General features: G+C 57.9%; 17 protein-coding genes and 1 tRNA gene. 3 read left to right on the top strand and 15 right to left on the bottom strand.

Annotated features, from left to right (window positions below; translation table 11 throughout):
* Window positions 1-22: 22 nt before the first annotated feature.
* The 5 genes from B2P82_RS13095 to B2P82_RS13115 all read right to left on the bottom strand — a co-directional run bounded on the left by B2P82_RS13095 (window position 23) and on the right by B2P82_RS13115 (window position 4,707).
* A complete protein-coding gene (locus tag B2P82_RS13095) occupies window positions 23-451 on the bottom strand; it encodes a response regulator (protein ID WP_290497405.1) in 429 nt (142 codons plus the stop codon).
* A 142-nt stretch (window positions 452-593) separates the two neighbouring features.
* Entirely contained in the window at window positions 594-2,000 is a 1,407-nt protein-coding gene (locus tag B2P82_RS13100; protein WP_290497465.1) for a glycosyltransferase family 2 protein, read from the bottom strand.
* The gene (locus tag B2P82_RS13105) at window positions 2,000-3,061 is read right to left on the bottom strand and encodes a HEAT repeat domain-containing protein (RefSeq protein WP_290497406.1); all 1,062 of its coding nucleotides are present in this window, start codon (window positions 3,059-3,061) and stop codon (window positions 2,000-2,002) included. Before B2P82_RS13105 ends, B2P82_RS13100 begins: the two co-directional genes overlap by 1 nt.
* Window positions 3,062-3,063: 2 nt before the next feature.
* Entirely contained in the window at window positions 3,064-4,155 is a 1,092-nt protein-coding gene (locus B2P82_RS13110) for a YaiO family outer membrane beta-barrel protein (protein WP_290497409.1), read from the bottom strand.
* A gap of 465 nt (window positions 4,156-4,620) precedes the next feature.
* Window positions 4,621-4,707, bottom strand: a tRNA-Leu gene (locus B2P82_RS13115).
* Window positions 4,708-4,796: 89 nt separating this feature from the next.
* On the opposite strand from B2P82_RS13115, the gene B2P82_RS13120 reads away from it, so the two are divergent.
* Window positions 4,797-5,402, top strand: a complete 606-nt coding sequence (locus B2P82_RS13120; protein WP_290497411.1) for an exopolysaccharide biosynthesis protein — start codon at window positions 4,797-4,799, stop codon at window positions 5,400-5,402.
* Between the two features lie 74 nt (window positions 5,403-5,476).
* On the top strand, window positions 5,477-5,998 hold the full coding sequence (locus B2P82_RS13125; protein ID WP_290497413.1) for a disulfide bond formation protein B: 522 nt from the start codon (window positions 5,477-5,479) through the stop codon (window positions 5,996-5,998).
* Between the two features lies 1 nt (window position 5,999).
* Here the strand turns inward: B2P82_RS13125 and B2P82_RS13130 are convergent, their stop codons facing one another.
* The 9 genes from B2P82_RS13130 to ykgO all read right to left on the bottom strand — a co-directional run bounded on the left by B2P82_RS13130 (window position 6,000) and on the right by ykgO (window position 12,266).
* Window positions 6,000-6,935, bottom strand: a complete 936-nt coding sequence (locus B2P82_RS13130; protein WP_290497415.1) for a DMT family transporter — start codon at window positions 6,933-6,935, stop codon at window positions 6,000-6,002.
* A gap of 301 nt (window positions 6,936-7,236) precedes the next feature.
* Window positions 7,237-8,109 (bottom strand): SDR family NAD(P)-dependent oxidoreductase, encoded by an 873-nt coding sequence (locus tag B2P82_RS13135; RefSeq protein ID WP_290497417.1) that lies wholly within the window; start codon window positions 8,107-8,109, stop codon window positions 7,237-7,239.
* A gap of 76 nt (window positions 8,110-8,185) precedes the next feature.
* Window positions 8,186-9,046 (bottom strand): SDR family oxidoreductase, encoded by an 861-nt coding sequence (locus B2P82_RS13140; protein ID WP_290497419.1) that lies wholly within the window; start codon window positions 9,044-9,046, stop codon window positions 8,186-8,188.
* A 61-nt stretch (window positions 9,047-9,107) separates the two neighbouring features.
* Entirely contained in the window at window positions 9,108-9,626 is a 519-nt protein-coding gene (locus tag B2P82_RS13145; RefSeq protein WP_290497421.1) for a hypothetical protein, read from the bottom strand.
* Between the two features lie 42 nt (window positions 9,627-9,668).
* On the bottom strand, window positions 9,669-9,932 hold the full coding sequence (locus tag B2P82_RS13150) for a DUF2312 domain-containing protein (RefSeq protein WP_034814889.1): 264 nt from the start codon (window positions 9,930-9,932) through the stop codon (window positions 9,669-9,671).
* 54 nt (window positions 9,933-9,986) lie between these two features.
* Entirely contained in the window at window positions 9,987-10,916 is a 930-nt protein-coding gene (locus tag B2P82_RS13155; protein ID WP_290497423.1) for an alpha/beta fold hydrolase, read from the bottom strand.
* 5 nt (window positions 10,917-10,921) lie between these two features.
* Window positions 10,922-11,452 (bottom strand): tetratricopeptide repeat protein, encoded by a 531-nt coding sequence (locus tag B2P82_RS13160; RefSeq protein ID WP_206991485.1) that lies wholly within the window; start codon window positions 11,450-11,452, stop codon window positions 10,922-10,924.
* Between the two features lie 48 nt (window positions 11,453-11,500).
* Window positions 11,501-12,109: an HAD family hydrolase gene (locus B2P82_RS13165; protein ID WP_290497425.1), complete on the bottom strand. Its 609-nt coding sequence runs from the start codon at window positions 12,107-12,109 to the stop codon at window positions 11,501-11,503.
* Window positions 12,110-12,140: 31 nt separating this feature from the next.
* On the bottom strand, window positions 12,141-12,266 hold the full coding sequence (gene ykgO, locus B2P82_RS13170; RefSeq protein ID WP_011648318.1) for a type B 50S ribosomal protein L36: 126 nt from the start codon (window positions 12,264-12,266) through the stop codon (window positions 12,141-12,143).
* Window positions 12,267-12,377: 111 nt separating this feature from the next.
* On the opposite strand from ykgO, the gene B2P82_RS13175 reads away from it, so the two are divergent.
* Window positions 12,378-13,727: a lytic murein transglycosylase gene (locus tag B2P82_RS13175; protein ID WP_290497426.1), complete on the top strand. Its 1,350-nt coding sequence runs from the start codon at window positions 12,378-12,380 to the stop codon at window positions 13,725-13,727.
* On the opposite strand, the gene B2P82_RS13180 is transcribed toward B2P82_RS13175, so the two are convergent.
* Window positions 13,728-15,008, bottom strand: a complete 1,281-nt coding sequence (locus B2P82_RS13180) for an MFS transporter (RefSeq protein ID WP_290497427.1) — start codon at window positions 15,006-15,008, stop codon at window positions 13,728-13,730. It abuts the gene before it with no gap.
* Window positions 15,009-15,077 lie beyond the last annotated feature (69 nt).

Here is a 15,077-nt window from a genome sequence, read left to right on the forward strand (position 1 = left end):
CGCTCGGGACGGTTCGTCGGACCTACGCGAAGCGTTCCGTCGGAACTTCCTGCTGGAGATCAGACGCGTCCGAACGGGCGCGCTCGTCCTTGATACGCTTGCGGATACGCAGAACCAGTTCGTCCGGAATGAAAGGCTTGGTCAGGTACTCAGCGGCACCCCGCTCCAGTGCATCCAGAACATCATGCTCGCCGCGACGAGCTGTTAGCATCACCACCGGCAAGCTGGCCGTATCGGGATCATTCTTCAGTCGACGCAGGACTTCAAACCCATCCATCACGGGCATCATCGCATCAAGCACCATCAGGTCATACTTCATGGTGCGCGCGAGTTCGAGGGCTGCACCGCCGTCTTCCGCGATATCGACTTCAAATCCGGCAACCGCGAGCTTGTGCTCGAGCAGTCCGCGCAACAAGCGATCATCATCTGCGACTAGAATTTTATTGGACATTTGCAAGAGTCCTTCTGCAAGCGAGGTTTTTACTCAGCTCAGTGTGCCAAATTACGATAAACATCCGTCAAACGAACTATATTGAATTTGATCTATCTCGGGTCATTTTGCAGCTCTTGCAGGTGCGACCTCCCCCAAGCGATCAACTTGCCGTGAACCCCTTCCGGGTCATCACGCCCCAGGAGCCGCTTCTCTTGAGATACTGAACCCACCCCTGAACGCGCCACAAGCTGTTCAGCTGGCGGTATCCAAGATTTTCCAACACACAGATTGCCGTCAAGAGCGCCAGGTCAGATGCCTTGGGCACACGGCGCAGCTGCGCTTCTTCCAGTGCAAGAGAACCCACGGAAATGGCCAATCCAAAGCCTGACGTCACTGCGATATAGGCGAGGAAGTAGTCGAGTGGAAGCGAGCCCGTAAATGCCAATATCGGAAACAGGATGAACCCGATAGCATCCACGATTGGTCCAATTACGTCTGTGATCAGCACATTTCCGAAACCCAGGACACCCACCAATCCATAGCGTGGATTGAGCGCCATCATGCCGTGACGCTCGAATGTTTCCAGTGTACCACGCTGCCAACGGGCCCGTTGATTGCGCAGAACGCTTAGAGTCTCGGGCGCCTCGGTCCAGCAGACCGGCTCCGGGATGAACCGGATACGATAATCCTGTTTTTGCTCTATGAGGGCTCTGTGCAGTTTGACCACCAACTCCATGTCTTCACCGACCGTCCCGAGACTATAACCGCCAACCTTCAGGACGGCGTCGCGCCGGAACAAGCCAAAGGCCCCTGAAATGATGAGCACCGTATTCAGTCGGCTCCAAGCGATTCGGGTCATCAGAAAGGCGCGCAGGTATTCGACCGTCTGCAGGAGCGGGAGCATCTTCTTGGGCAACTGCACCTTCAGTATCTGACCGTTCCGGATGACACTGCCATTGGCGATCCGGACAGTCCCCCCCACCGCAATCGTCCGCTCTGGGTCTTCCATGAACGGCTTCACGGTGCGCAACAACGCATCCGGCTCCAAAACGGAATCTGCATCAACGCAGCAAAACAAAGGTGCTCGGGACACGTTGATACCTGCGTTCAGCGCATCGGCTTTTCCACCATTTGCCTTGTCGATCACGACAAGACGCTTTTGATGTTGCGACCGGTAAATCGTCTTGATGGGTTGGTGCGGCGCCAAAGGGGAGTAAAGGCGCGAAGTTTCTACAAGATCGAACGCATCTTTCAGAACCTCCAGCGTGGCATCCGAACTTCCGTCATTTATGATGATGACCTCATAATTCGGATACTGAATAGCCATCAGCGATGAAAGGCTTTCAACAATAGTTTTCTCTTCGTTGTAGGCTGGTACGAGAATCGCGATGGGCGGCGCCGAATCCGAGTAGCGGCGCCAGAGGGCGTCAGCCTTCGCGGCACGCCCCGATTTGGCCAGCTGGAACGCAGCTAACAGCAATTGGATGAAATAATTTGTGTACTGGACAACACCGGCAAAGATAACCACCAGCCCCACATACTTCGCTACGATGAAAACGGATTCCATCACTGGACAGCCTCCATCGCACTCAGCTCCGCAAGCGCCAGGGCTGCGGTACGGTTCGCACTTTCATTGCCCTTTGTTATAGCCGACACTTCCAGCAGCTCTCGACCCGACGCCCCCATGTCGGCCAGAGCTTGCGCCGCTTCAAACTGGACCAGCCACACGGGATCGGAAAGCAAGTCTGCGACCTGGGCCGCGTACGTATCATAGGATATCTCACAAAGTGCCTTCACCGCGCCAGCGCGCACACTCCAGTCGGTATCCTTCAGGCAACTGGCAATGGCCGGAGCAGCGTCCGGGTGTTCCAGACTTGCAAGTCCGTCGAGTGCCGCGACACGGATCAGGGGCACATCGCTGGAGAGCGCCGCTTCGAGAATATTAAGGACTGAGTAATCCGCACTGCCGCCCAGGGCGGACAACAAGGCCGCGCGTTCGAGGTCCGGAACTCCGGGCCGTCCGAGGTATTCCAGGATGTCCCTTGAACGGTGCAGCGCCAGTTTCGACAGAACCGATTGCAGGCTACGCGTGCTACCGTTCAGTTTCGAGAATTCACGCATGACATCCGGCACTGTTGGATAGGCACCAACGGCAACCAGCGTTCGTATTCCAGCGATGCGAAGGTCACGGTTTGCTGACCGCTCCACCAGCGAGTCCACAGCTTTGGCCGTTGGCAGGCCGGGAAAATAGGCCAGTGCCTCAACGGCAGCGTGCCGGACAAATCTGAACCGATGTCGCAAGAGGCGGCGGAATTCATCGTCCACCCGGTACCGGACCATCCGCGCGATGAGACGGTCGCGCTCTTCGCCTCGAACCAGCGCAACGAATTCAAGAAAGACTTCCGGCACCATGGGGGATTTCCAGAGAGTCTCGTCGGGAATCGCGGCCTCACCCTTTTCATCCCACAGGATTTGCGCCATTGCCTCCAGAATCTGTTGGCGTTGCTTTGTGTAGAGTGACTGCCTGTGCGTACGGATAATCCGAAGAAGTATCAGCGTGATCATCCACAGTAGGGACGCAAGCACCAATACGCATGCAATCTGCCATATCAGGATGAGATAACTCACCCTCAAAAACTCCGCGCAAGCGAAAGGGAGATATCTGTGCGATCGTAGGCAGTGCGAAGTTCCTTGCCGGCCGTCAGGCGTAGCGCGGTGGTTCGACCGAAGCGCATTTCCAGTCCCGCCGCATAGGACTGCACTTCCACTGTTGCGCCATCAGAACTTTCCGGTGCGTCGGCGTAATAGAGATGCACCGCCCAAGGTCCTGCCGGCCTGAAAGTCGAGCGCATACGATAGCCTGAGCGATGCTGGTCGTTCTCGTCTCGCACGTTGATGTACCGCACTTCAATCTCCGCAGCCTCGCCAGCGAAAGTGTACTGGGCGCCCGGAAGAAAGGACGTCACCCGGCCGCTCTGGTATTCTGAAGTTCTGATGTCCGACAGGAGTTCCAGGCCCGGATAGTGCGTGGCAACACCTGCGCCAACGAGAACTGTGGTGTTGGGCAGGAAGGTCGTGTTGGTCCCTCCCCCGATTTCCATTCGGACATGCCCGAACCCCGTACGCTTTGCGGCGCCGATGTGCACATTCGTGTTCGAGCGGTCGAAGCGCTCGGCGTATAGCGCGGAGGCACTGAGTGTAAGCGTATCTGATACTCGGACTGCCACTGCCGGGGACAGGCTGGTCCAGTCCGGCAAGTCCTTCGTCAAACTGCTGCGGCTTGCTGTCAAATTCGTCGTAATACGATTGCGATCCTGCCGGGATGCCTGTTCGCGCATGGCAGCGTAGTCGGCATGATCGGACGACAAGGTTTCTGCAGCGTCGATAAACTCATGGGAACCTTGTGCGTCTCCCTTCATTCTGCGCACGCGCGCCAGCGCGGTATAGGCATCCACATAGTCGGGAGCTTGATCAATGACGTGTTCGAGTTCGCTTTCGGCCTCATCAAGGCGTTCCAGTGCGATCAGGCAGAGTGCCGCGTTCAAACGGGAGTCTACGTCTTCAGGATTTGTGGCAAGCAACGCTTCGAACACTCCAAGAGCCTCTTCGAAACGTCCGGCGAACCTCGCTTCCACGCCCTGCGCATACAGGCTGCGAAGGTCCGTCTGAACAGGCGACGGCATGGCAGGAATCGCTTGGTCGAGAAGCACCAGTTCGATCATGAAAGTATCACGACTCTCAGGCCGGCTTGCTCGCACGTCGCGGCGCACGCGCGGCGCTCCAGCGTGAGCCGCAAGAATAGCGTTCCAAGTTTCATGATCGCATGTCCTCCACGCTGGATTCAGGTTTAATCCAGCGTCTGCAATTGATTGCAAAAACAGATGATCGTCAGGTTAATCAGGCGGTCTGGCGAGAGATCGGCATTCGCGCGGGACGAGGTTGCTCATGTTTTGATTGCCCCAGAATCCGATCGTTTCAGCAAAGCGCCGAACACCGGATCAGGACCGCATGCTGTAGAATTTACTACGGTTTGCGATGGACCGCCCTCAGTCGAGTGAGCACCCGTCATCTTGCGTTGGAACCAAGCGAATTTCGTTCACAGAGAAATTTTAGGATCGCTGTCAAAATGTGATGTTCGCAAGCCAGACCAGTTACCCATAAAAGGATAAGCGCGCGTCCTATGCAATTGGTACCTCTGGCCGGACTCGAACCGGCACTCTGTCACCAGAAACGGATTTTGAATCCGTCGCGTCTACCAGTTCCGCCACAGAGGCCCTTTGCAGGGAGCGCTTCTCCTGCCGCATAGCTGGGCCTCCTGTCAATCTACTCGACGTAGCGATCAAAGACATCTAACAGCTTAGGCATGTCTTCCACCGAGATTCCGACCGAAAAAACCCTGTTACAGACCATCGAAGCGCTTGCCGCAGGTGCGCCCGAGAACGGGTTCTCGCTGCGGGAAATCTTTGATCAGCTGGATGAAAGTGCATTTGGCGCTGGCCTGTTCCTGCTTGCCCTTCCTTGTTGCATTCCGTTTCTTTATGGGGTGCCGCAGGTCGTATCCTTGCCCATGATGGCCCTAGCGGCCCAAATGGCGATGGGCCGCGAGCAGCCCTGGATGCCGGACAAGCTCGCCAATCGCCACATTGATCGCAAGGGCCTTACCCAGATGGCGTCTGGCGGCCGCAAATGGCTCGGCTGGATCGAGCACATTGTACGCCCGCGCCTGACCGTAATTACCGGCAAGCGGTCGGAACCCGTCATTGGCCTGTTTCTATGCATATTCTGCGCGTCAATCCTCGTGCCGTTGCCGATGACCAACACGGTGCCGGGCTTTGCCGTGGCCATAGCGTCTTTTGGTCTCATGCAGAAAGACGGCTTGATGGTGATTGGCGGCCTGATCATAGGAACAGCCTGGGTCAGCGGTCTGATAGGCGCCGTGATGCTCGGTGCGGTCAGCCTGTTTGGATGATAAATAACGGCAAAGTGACCTTGCGCCGCATTGTGGTCATGACGCAGTCCGGTTTTAGCTGAAGCATGGATTTTATGCGATCTGTTCTGAAAGACTGGAAGTGGCCCGCGGTGGCCGTGGCGGTGTCCGCCTTCATGTTGGCAGCCGCCCACGCGTTTGAGACTTTTGGCGGCCTGCCTCCCTGCCCACTCTGCCTGCGGCAGCGGGAAGTCTATTGGGCGCTGATCGCGATGACGCTGACGGGCCTTGTGCTCTGGCGATGGATCCCGAAACGCCGGTTCCTGGTCGCACTCAACATGATGATCGGACTGGTCTTTGTCGTCGGTGTCGTGGTTGCCTTCTACCATTCCGGTGTCGAGTGGGGCCTGCTGCCGCCACCAGATGGTTGTTCCGGTGAAGGGGTGATCGATCCAATGGCGATTCAGGATTTCAGCAAGCCGATGCATGTGCCGTCCTGCACGGATGCGCCTTTCTACATTCTCGGCCTTTCCATGGCGGGCTGGAACGGCGTGGTCTCTGCCATCATGGCGCTGTTCAGCTTCATCGCGGCAGGCGCGACGTTCCGCGGCGCCGTTCATTCACCCGAAGCCGCCTGACCTAGAGCGGCGGCGCGGACAGCCGGCGCAGGCGCTGTTCCCGGATTGTGATGTACAGGGTGGCTCCAATGATGATTGCAGTGCCCACCCAGGTCCAGAAACCCGGCAGCATGTGGAACAGACCCCAATCGACCAGTGCTGCCATCGGCAGACGCATATAGTCGATCGGCGACAGGAAAGATGCATCGCCAACGCTCATGCCGCGAATGTAGAAGTACTGGCCGGTCACACCGCATACGCCCATCAGGCCGATCCAGGACCAGTCGATGACAGAGGGCGCCACGTCCGGCCACGTCAGGATGGCGAGCGGCAATAACAGGATCGACGACAGAAGGTTTGCCCAGATTAACAGGGTCACCGGCCTGTGCAGGCGCGTCAGAGATTTCACGAGTGTGATCGCCCCAGCCAGGCAGAACGCCGCCGATACGGCGAGGACCATGCCCAGACTAATACCGAGTTGGGGCTGCATCATGATCATGACCCCGACACATCCGGCGATTGTGGCGCCCCAACGATGCACACCGACCCGTTCCTTCAGGATGAAGGCCGCGAGAAAGGTGACGAACATGGCCCGGGAAAAACTGATCGCATTGAATTCGGAGAGCGGCAGGCCAACCGCGTCCGACACGGCATAGAAGCCGAGGGCAAAGCCAAGCGTCCCGAACAGGCTGCGCAGCAAGATAAGACCCGGCTGGTGAATTTTCATCACACTCCAGCCCTGTTGCAGGATAACCGGAATGACGACGATCAACGCAACGCCAGAGCGCCAGAAGGCAAGGAAGCCTGGATCGAAGGTTGCAGACTGGACCTTGGAAAGCGTGAGGAACACGGTGAAGGTGGCCCCGGAGGCCAGCATCCAGAGCGCGCCTTCAATATTGCGCGGTGCGGGCCCCACCTCTAGGTCTGTCTGCTGAGTCTGATCGGGGCGAGAATCCATGGGCTGCTTTACGCCTTCCGAAATTGACGAGATTGATCGCCTGTGGCGGGAACTGCCGGCCGGTCACATGTGGACCGGCTGGGCCGCTTCAGGAAGCGAACCTGACCAAGTCTGGATATTCAGGACCCGCGCACATTGGCGCCGGTTCCCGCTCACTAAGTCAAAAACCGGCTTTGTTATAGCCGACGAGCGAGGTCGTCCGGTCGCTCGTGCAAAAACACTCCCTGCCTTGCTCCAAAAAGTGAAGCTGATCCCAGGCCTTGAGGCGCTGACGGAAGACCCGTAGCGCCTCACCAACGACCTAGCTGTTCATCTGTTCCCGCATCTGTTCGGCTTGTTCCGGCGTGATGCCAAGCGCATCCAGGAGTGGACCGCCGGCGGTCTCGTCCCAAGAATGACGTGGACCGACCGTCATGCCGCCATCCACGAGGAACTCGCCGCCCGTAATGAAGCTTGCGGCATCCGAGGCTAGAAAGGCTGCCATTTCGGCAATGTCTTCACCTTTGCCAACCCGGCCAGCTGGCTGCATGCTGCCACCTGCTTCGACCAGCATGGCCGCCATCTGGTCTGCCTGCTCGCGCGGCAAGCCGAGCGACGCGCCGAAGATCGAGGTCGCGATAAAGCCCGGCAGGACCGCATTCACGCGAATGCCATACTTGGAGAGCTCTGCAGCCGCCAATTTGGAGAAATGTGCCACCCCCTTCTTGGCAACAGAGTAGGTGATTGGCGCATATCCGGCGCATACGGCGCTGATTGAAGACGTGTTGATAATAGCGCCGCCATTTTCCTTCATGTGTGGAACAGCAAACTTGGTTCCGGCAAAGACCTGTTTCAGAAGGAGAGACATGGTTTGGTCATAGGCATCAAGATCCAGTTCCTCCACCGAATCCGGCGTGCCACCATGCCCCGCATTATTCCAGAGAATGTCCAACCGTCCGAAATGGTCGACGGCCTTGCCCATGATACCTTCCAGTTCGGCCATGTCCGTCACGTCGCAATGGACAAACAGGACCTTGTCGTCGCCAAAGCGCGTCTGAAGTGCCATGCCCTTCTCGTCCTGAATGTCTCCAGCAACGACTTTCGCGCCCGCTGCGACGAATGTCTCGACGCCCGCAAGCCCTATGCCGCTGGCGCCGCCCGTGATGATGGCGACTTTGCCGTCAAGATTGGCCATGTGGTTATTCCTCCCGTTCTGTTTTCAGGAGAATGCGCGCGCCTTCCCCGCGGTTCGTCAATGCCCGCAGGAAAATTTACTTGCCGGGCTTCGTCATGCCGAATCGCTTGCGGAAGACCCCATCCAGAACACGCTTGGGCAGCAGCGTCGGAATGTACCAATTCGTCAGCTTGTTCGGCACAGGGGAATAACGCGCCCTGGGAGTGGCGTCCTCCAACGCAATTTCAATGACCTTTGCAATATGTTCGGGTGGCAAGCCGTCGCGCCCCCCCTTCAGCATCACCTGCTCAAACTGCTTCAATGCCTCAGACCAGGCACTTCCAGCATAGGGGCCATCTGAATTGGCTTCCTCTGCCTTATCCCATATCGGCGTTTTCACCGATCCCGGCCCCACGGCAATGGCATCAATGCCGAAGATCACCAGTTCCCGGCGCAACGTGTCTGTCATCGCTTCGACGGCGTGCTTTGTGGCTGTGTAGGCCCCGAGGAAAGGTGCCGAAATGCGACCACCCACGCTGGTGATGTTGACAATCCGACCGGGAGCACCGGTGCGAGTCTTGTCCATCCCAAGCAGTGGCGCGAAGGCTTGAGATGCGCGCAACAGGCCGAACACATTGACCTCGAAATGGGCCTTGAAATCATCAAGCGGTTGAATCGCGAGCGGCCCCATATTTGCGATACCCGCATTGTTGACCAAACCCGTGAGCGTCTCGCCCTTCAGGGTTTCGGACACAGTCCGCACAGCGGTCTCCAAATGCTCCTGCCTCGTCACATCCAGAATAAGCGGGCGAATATCCCCTTCGGAGCTCGCGGATAGCGCATCGGCATCGGACTGCTTTCTGACCCCGGCATAGACGCGCCACCCATGCTTTGCGAGGTAGAGCGCGGTCGCTTCGCCAATACCGGTCGATGCACCTGTGATTACAACGGTCTTCATGCGGGTCGTCCTTCCAATTCGGGGAATATGGAAACTATACGCATCAAACTCGTGTTCGGGTTTACTCGGTCTGCTTTCCACCTTCAATGACCCGGAAGGCGGGACGTTTCTTCGGCGGTTCATCTTCGGGAGATCCCGGGACAGGAGAGGTGGACTCCACAGGCGTCAACTCCGACGCACGGACCAATTTCGGCAAGCTCCGGGTGGACGGCTCAGAATGTCGAGGGGCCGGATCTTCCGTCAGATCATCATCCAACTGGCGCACTCGCGGCGTCGGCCGCTTGTTGAAGCCACCGGGCTTCTTCTTTGCGCCGAAGCCAGTCTTGGCCTTTCCACGAGCTTTCTTGTCAATTTCCTTCAACTTCATCTGCTGCAGGCTGGAAAGGGCTTCGCCGTCGCTCCCTTTCAAAGGATCTGCAAACGCAGACCCATAGGTCTCGATGCGCTCCTCGACCTCTTCGAGGAATTGTTTTTCCCAGTCAGACAAGGGCGGACCAAGCCCCTGCTCAGCCAATGCCGCCGCCTTCCGTAGTTTACGGAGCGCTGCACGTTTCTTGCGTTCATCGACATCTCGGCCCATTGGCAGAGAATATGGTGATTATTGTGCCGGAGGCAAACCAGGTCAGGCTTCGCCAAGTGCCAGCAGGTAGGTGTCGAGCACCATTTCCTGCTCTTCGCGCTCGGCCCGGTCGACCTTGCGCAGCTTGATCACCTGACGCAGTGCCTTGGTATCAAAACCGAAAGCCTTCGCCTCAGCGTAGATTTCCTTGATCTGCTCGGCAACTTCCTTCTTCTCCTCTTCCAGACGCTCGATCTTGGCGACGGTCTGGCGGAGTTTCTCGCGGGTCGCTTCGGTGAGATGGGTGATCGAGGCTTCGTCGTCCATGAGAGGCTCCTTGGTAATCGGGATCGGAAAAGAAGGCGCGTCTTAGCGGGAGTTTCACTCGCTGGCCAGACGGCGAATGGCATCAGCAACAGCTGCACCTTCGCCATGGTGTGGCATGTGCCCCTCATGCGGCAGGATCACGAGATCCACTGGCACCTGTTTCTTCAATTCACCCACATGAAGTTTTGGGGAAATCACGGTATCGCCGCTGCCAGAGAACACCGTGATTGGCACTTCCAGTTCACCATAGCGTCTGGACTGCGCGGCCAGCTGATCTTCCAGCGCCTTCACATCACGGGCATTGGCCCGGAAGTTTGGCGGGCGAAACAGAAGTCCGATGGCGGAATTTTCAGAATAATTGTCCGGCACAGGTGCCGGCTCGAAGACGCCGTCAATCCCTTTGCCAAGTTGGCCAGGGCCAACCAATGGCAAGAGCTGGCTGAACACAGGACCAACGACTGGCGGAGCAGCGAACGAGTTGTACCATGCCTGACCGCCTCCGCCCCAATCATGGGTCACCGGCGCGAGCAGGACGAGCCCTTTTACAAGATCAGGCCGGTCCAGCGCCACGCGCAGGGCAACGGCTCCACCAAAGGAATGGCCGACCAAAATGGCTTTTTCGTCCGGTGCGAGTTGGTCCAACACGCCCGCCATTTGTGTCGCTTGCACGCCAAGATCCTGAGCGTCTTCCGGGCGGCTGGAATAACCGTGCCCGGGCCGATCTGCCATCAGAACGCGGTAAGCGCCCTCCAGCCGAGGCGCGAGCGTCCATGTGAACTCACGAGCATTGGCACTGGCACCATGAATCATCAGGACAGGTGGGCCTGCCTCTCCACGCTGAATGACATGCACAGTCTCAGTTCCTACCGATACGGACCGGCCAATTGGTGGGTGGGTGGCTTCGACCTTGTTCTTGTAGGCTGCACTGGTCACGCAAGCCCCCGTACCGAGCACGCATATGCCGAGGGCTGTTGCCGTAATCACGCCCCTCAAAGACCCTGGCCCTCAGCAAGCTTGGACAACCGCTTTTCTGCAGCCAGTGCCTGCTGCATGCGCGGATAGATTTCAATGGCCTCGCGATAGGCTTCGAGCGCATGCTTGGGAGATCCCATGCTTTCGAACATCATGCCCAACCCGGACCACGCGCCGAAATGGCGCGGCTCGAGTTGCAAGGTCTCGTTCAGGTCGCGCAATGCCTCGGTGTAATTTTCATCCATCAGGAACAGGGCAGCTCGCCGGTTCCACGCCTCGGGATAGTCTGGCTTGATCAGGATGGCCCGATCAAAGAAGGCGCGCGCCGTCTCGAAATCTCCCGCAGTCTGCGCATCGACGCCCCGCTCCATAATGACATCCACCGTCGGTGAGCCGGATTCCATCCAGGAGGCCCAGATATCCATGGCCACATCATTGGCTTCGCTGTCACTGGGCGCAGTCCGCAGCTTCTCGAACATCTCATCGGATGGTTCCGCATGCGCCGCGCCCACGAGGAACAGGACGGCCAGAAGGAGCGCTCTTATCATCAGTCCGATATTATGCCGCGCGCCGGGCGGGGCAACCACAACTTGCTGTCACAGCAGGCCTTCACACAACAAAGCGGACTCTAGGCCCTCTGCATGCTTGAAATGATGTGTCCGGAAGCCAAGCGTGTCAGCCGCTTCAACATTGGGCAGGCTGTTGTCAATAAACAGCACGTTTGCTGGCTCCGGATGGTCCATGACCTCCAGGGCAACATGATAGATTTCGGCGCCGGGCTTGATCAGGCCGATCCGGCCAGACACGATCACATCGCGGAACCGTCGCAGGATCTCGAACTCCTGGAGCATTTCTTCCCAAGGATCGGCTGGCATGTTCGTCAGGGCATAGAGCGGCACCTGGCGGGCATCCAGGCGCCGGATCAGTTCGGCGGTACCTTCCACATAGCCATCGAACATTTCCATCCATCGCCGACCCCAGGCGAGGATTTCAGTTTCGTACTGAGGATATTGCCGGATCAGATCAACGGCATTCTCGGCAAAGCTTGCACCAGCATCATGCCGTGTATGCCACGCCATGTTACAGATATCCGCCAGGAACATTTGACGTTCCTGCGGCGTATCGATGATCTTCGCGTAAAGTCGTGCAGGGTCCCAGTCGAGGACCACATGCCCAAGGTCGAACAGGGCAATTTCAGCAGCCATAGTGCCGCCTTATTGCCTGTTCATGTTCACGTCAGCCCTGCTTTGCTTTGAAGCGGGGGTCAGTTTTATTGATGACGTAAACGCGGCCCTTGCGGCGCACGATCTTACAGTCGCGGTGGCGCGACTTGAGCGATTTGAGAGACGAGCGGACTTTCATGGGCCTAGCCTGTGGATCATAAGGAATTGGAAAGCGGAGCGGGTAATGAATCCGGTAAGAAGAGTCAAGGTTGCACGCTGTCATGAACGTGCGGTTTCAGGAGCTGGAAGAATGGCACAGATTGCGCTGCGGCGCTCACATATCATCGCGGCTGCGGCGATGACCGCGCTGGTTGCCTCCTGTGCCCATAGTCCGGGCCAGGCTGCGCCTCCACCGATCGCCGCGCCAGTACCCGCTCCCGAGACAGGCGCGATCACCTACGCCTCCTCCGGCCATGCCGGAATGGACATTTGGCGCGTAGCTTTCTCTGAAAAAGCACTCGCCGCTGGTCATGATCGCGAGGTCGTCAAATCTGTCCTTACCGGCATATCTCCGCTAGAACTCTGGCTGGGATCGTCTTTCCAACCCGCTAAGACAGGGATCGAAGACCAAGCCGAATTCGCCAAGCCGATCTGGGATTATCTGCGCGTGCCGATGAGCAATAGCCGCATAAGCACAGGTGCTTCGCGCCTTGCTGAAAACCCGGCACTTTTCGACTCTCTTGAAGCCGCCTATGGCGTAGACCGCGAAGCCATCGTCGCGATCTGGGGCATGGAAACGAGCTTTGGTGCCGTGAAAGGCAATTTCGACGCGCCAAACGTCCTGGCCAACATGGCTGTGGAAGGTCGACGCAAGAGCCTCGCTGAGCGTGAACTGCTCTCCCTGATCAAAATTCTCGAACAAGGCGATGCAGAGCGCGACGACCTGATCGCCGGGTGGGCCGGCGCGATGGGCCATACCCAATTCATGCCATCGACCTTCATCGCCTTTGCCGAAGATTTTGACGGCGACGGCAAGAAGGATGTCTGGGAGAGTGAGGCTGATGCCCTCGCCTCGACCGCCAATTATCTGGCAAATTCCGGCTACACACTGAATCAGCCTTGGGGAATTGAAGTGCTGGCCCGCACCGGGTTCGATTTCGGACTGGCAGATGGCAATGAACGCCGGATCGAAACATGGGCAACTGAAGGCCTGGTACCTGCACGCGGCGGCACTTTCGAAACAGGCGGAGCCAATTATGCTGAACTCTGGCTGCCAGCCGGTGCGGAAGGCCCGAAATACTTGCTGTTCAACAATTTCAAGGCGTTCAAGACCTACAACAATGCCGATTCCTACGCGTTCGCCGTGGGCCTGTCCGGCGATGCGATGGGAGGCCAGAATGGGCCCATCGCGTCTTGGCCAACACATCTGACACCTCTCACCGTTAGCGAGATCAAGATCCTTCAGGCAGCGCTCAACGCCCAGGGTTTTGACGCTGGCGGCGTGGACGGCATTCCCGGTCGCAAGACCAAGGGCGCGTTGCAAGGATTCCAAAAATCCAGGGGCCTCGTTGCGGACGGCTACCCGACAAAGCAGGCCCTGGCATTGGTCACTGGCGAAGCGAATGTTGGTGTCGCATCCAGCCCGTCCGGTACAAATTGATCAAACTGCGTCGGCTTCCTCATCCGGTTCGCCGACGCCATCCTTCAACCCGAACCGGGCATACAGGATCATGAAACTCAGCAAGCCCGCGCAGAATATGAACGGAAGATGCGGGTTCACATACTCATAGATGAACAAGCCGAAGAAGGGCGTGATGATGAAACCCATTCCATTCGCCGAGATTACAAGACCTGCGACGTTGCCTTGAAGCTGAGGTGAGACGGCCAGTGATGCCCCGCTTGAAAATCCCGGCCGCGCGAGCCCCTGCCCGAGGCCAATGCAGAACTGCGCCAGGATCAAGTTTGCATAGTCATTTGCGAAGACCATCAGCAACGCCCCAGCCAGCAAAGGCAGGCAGCCTCCCCACATGAGTGTCTTGTTCTTGAGCTTGAGGCGAGGGATCAACACAAGCTGGGCCAGCAGTACGGCGAGTGCGCCAACGGTAAAGGCCGGCCCGGTAAATTGCGCCGCTTCCTTTCCGGAAACGCCCAGTTTGTCCATTACTGAAAAGACAAAAACCTGCGTCAATACACCGGTCGTCAGCGACAGGCACACGGCGAACACAAGGAAGGGCAATACCGGCCCGGATCGCCAAAGACCCCGCGCACCGGGAATTTCTTCAAACTGGGTCGCATCCGTTACCGGCTCGCGCTCTTCCGGGAGGCGGAACCAAATCAAGGCCGACATGGTAAAGGCAATAACCGCCGTCAGTAGCAAGGGGCTCAGCAGGCCAAGCGTTGCCACCAGCGCCGCGGCAAAAGCGGGGCCAATCACCGTGCCAACGCTGAAACCCGATGTGATGAACGCGATTTCGGACTGTCGCTCGGCCTGACTGGTGCGATCAGCAACATAGGCTTGCGCAGCCGGGTTCGTGCCAGAGCCCAGCAACCCAAAAATCGAACGCGACATGGCAAGGCAGGCAAACATCATGAACGTGCCGGTCAGTACGCCAGTCATGGTAAGCCAGCCGGTCAGGAACAGCAGGAGCATGGAGATGCCATATCCCGCAAGTCCCAAGGTGGCGACAGGCCGCCTTCCCCAGCGGTTGGACCGACCACCCCAAAACGGCGACATCAACGACCAGCACAGCGCCGACAATCCAAAGATAGCCCCGGCCATCCAGTCCGGAAGACCAATCTCTCGCGTCAGTGGCGGCAATACGGCGGCAATCAACATCGTATTGCCAGCCCCGATCGCCATCAATGAGAAGAACAACAGGAAGAAAGCGTTGCGCCGGTCCGGTCTGGACACGTCTGGTGGAATCGTCTGTCCCTCGCTCATTCTCATGTCATCGGCCGGTCTTCTGAAAATGTCCAGCAACAAGAAAATGGTGCCGTAAGGACAGCCGGG

The organism is Hyphomonas sp. UBA4494 (genome assembly GCF_002388935.1).
Lineage (GTDB): Bacteria > Pseudomonadota > Alphaproteobacteria > Caulobacterales > Hyphomonadaceae > Hyphomonas.

What these genes read in the sequence shown, in the direction of transcription:
- B2P82_RS13175 (WP_290497426.1), top strand. Translation starts at nt 12,378, where the DNA reads ATGGCACAGATTGCGCTGCGGCGCTCACATATCATCGCGGCTGCGGCG.
- B2P82_RS13095 (WP_290497405.1), bottom strand. Translation starts at nt 451, where the DNA reads ATGTCCAATAAAATTCTAGTCGCAGATGATGATCGCTTGTTGCGCGGA.
- B2P82_RS13145 (WP_290497421.1), bottom strand. Translation starts at nt 9,626, where the DNA reads ATGGGCCGAGATGTCGATGAACGCAAGAAACGTGCAGCGCTCCGTAAA.
- ykgO (WP_011648318.1), bottom strand. Translation starts at nt 12,266, where the DNA reads ATGAAAGTCCGCTCGTCTCTCAAATCGCTCAAGTCGCGCCACCGCGAC.
- B2P82_RS13150 (WP_034814889.1), bottom strand. Translation starts at nt 9,932, where the DNA reads ATGGACGACGAAGCCTCGATCACCCATCTCACCGAAGCGACCCGCGAG.
- B2P82_RS13125 (WP_290497413.1), top strand. Translation starts at nt 5,477, where the DNA reads ATGCGATCTGTTCTGAAAGACTGGAAGTGGCCCGCGGTGGCCGTGGCG.
- B2P82_RS13180 (WP_290497427.1), bottom strand. Translation starts at nt 15,008, where the DNA reads ATGAGCGAGGGACAGACGATTCCACCAGACGTGTCCAGACCGGACCGG.
- B2P82_RS13165 (WP_290497425.1), bottom strand. Translation starts at nt 12,109, where the DNA reads ATGGCTGCTGAAATTGCCCTGTTCGACCTTGGGCATGTGGTCCTCGAC.
- B2P82_RS13120 (WP_290497411.1), top strand. Translation starts at nt 4,797, where the DNA reads ATGTCTTCCACCGAGATTCCGACCGAAAAAACCCTGTTACAGACCATC.
- B2P82_RS13110 (WP_290497409.1), bottom strand. Translation starts at nt 4,155, where the DNA reads ATGATCGAACTGGTGCTTCTCGACCAAGCGATTCCTGCCATGCCGTCG.
- B2P82_RS13100 (WP_290497465.1), bottom strand. Translation starts at nt 2,000, where the DNA reads ATGGAATCCGTTTTCATCGTAGCGAAGTATGTGGGGCTGGTGGTTATC.
- B2P82_RS13160 (WP_206991485.1), bottom strand. Translation starts at nt 11,452, where the DNA reads ATGATAAGAGCGCTCCTTCTGGCCGTCCTGTTCCTCGTGGGCGCGGCG.
- B2P82_RS13140 (WP_290497419.1), bottom strand. Translation starts at nt 9,046, where the DNA reads ATGAAGACCGTTGTAATCACAGGTGCATCGACCGGTATTGGCGAAGCG.
- B2P82_RS13135 (WP_290497417.1), bottom strand. Translation starts at nt 8,109, where the DNA reads ATGGCCAATCTTGACGGCAAAGTCGCCATCATCACGGGCGGCGCCAGC.
- B2P82_RS13130 (WP_290497415.1), bottom strand. Translation starts at nt 6,935, where the DNA reads ATGGATTCTCGCCCCGATCAGACTCAGCAGACAGACCTAGAGGTGGGG.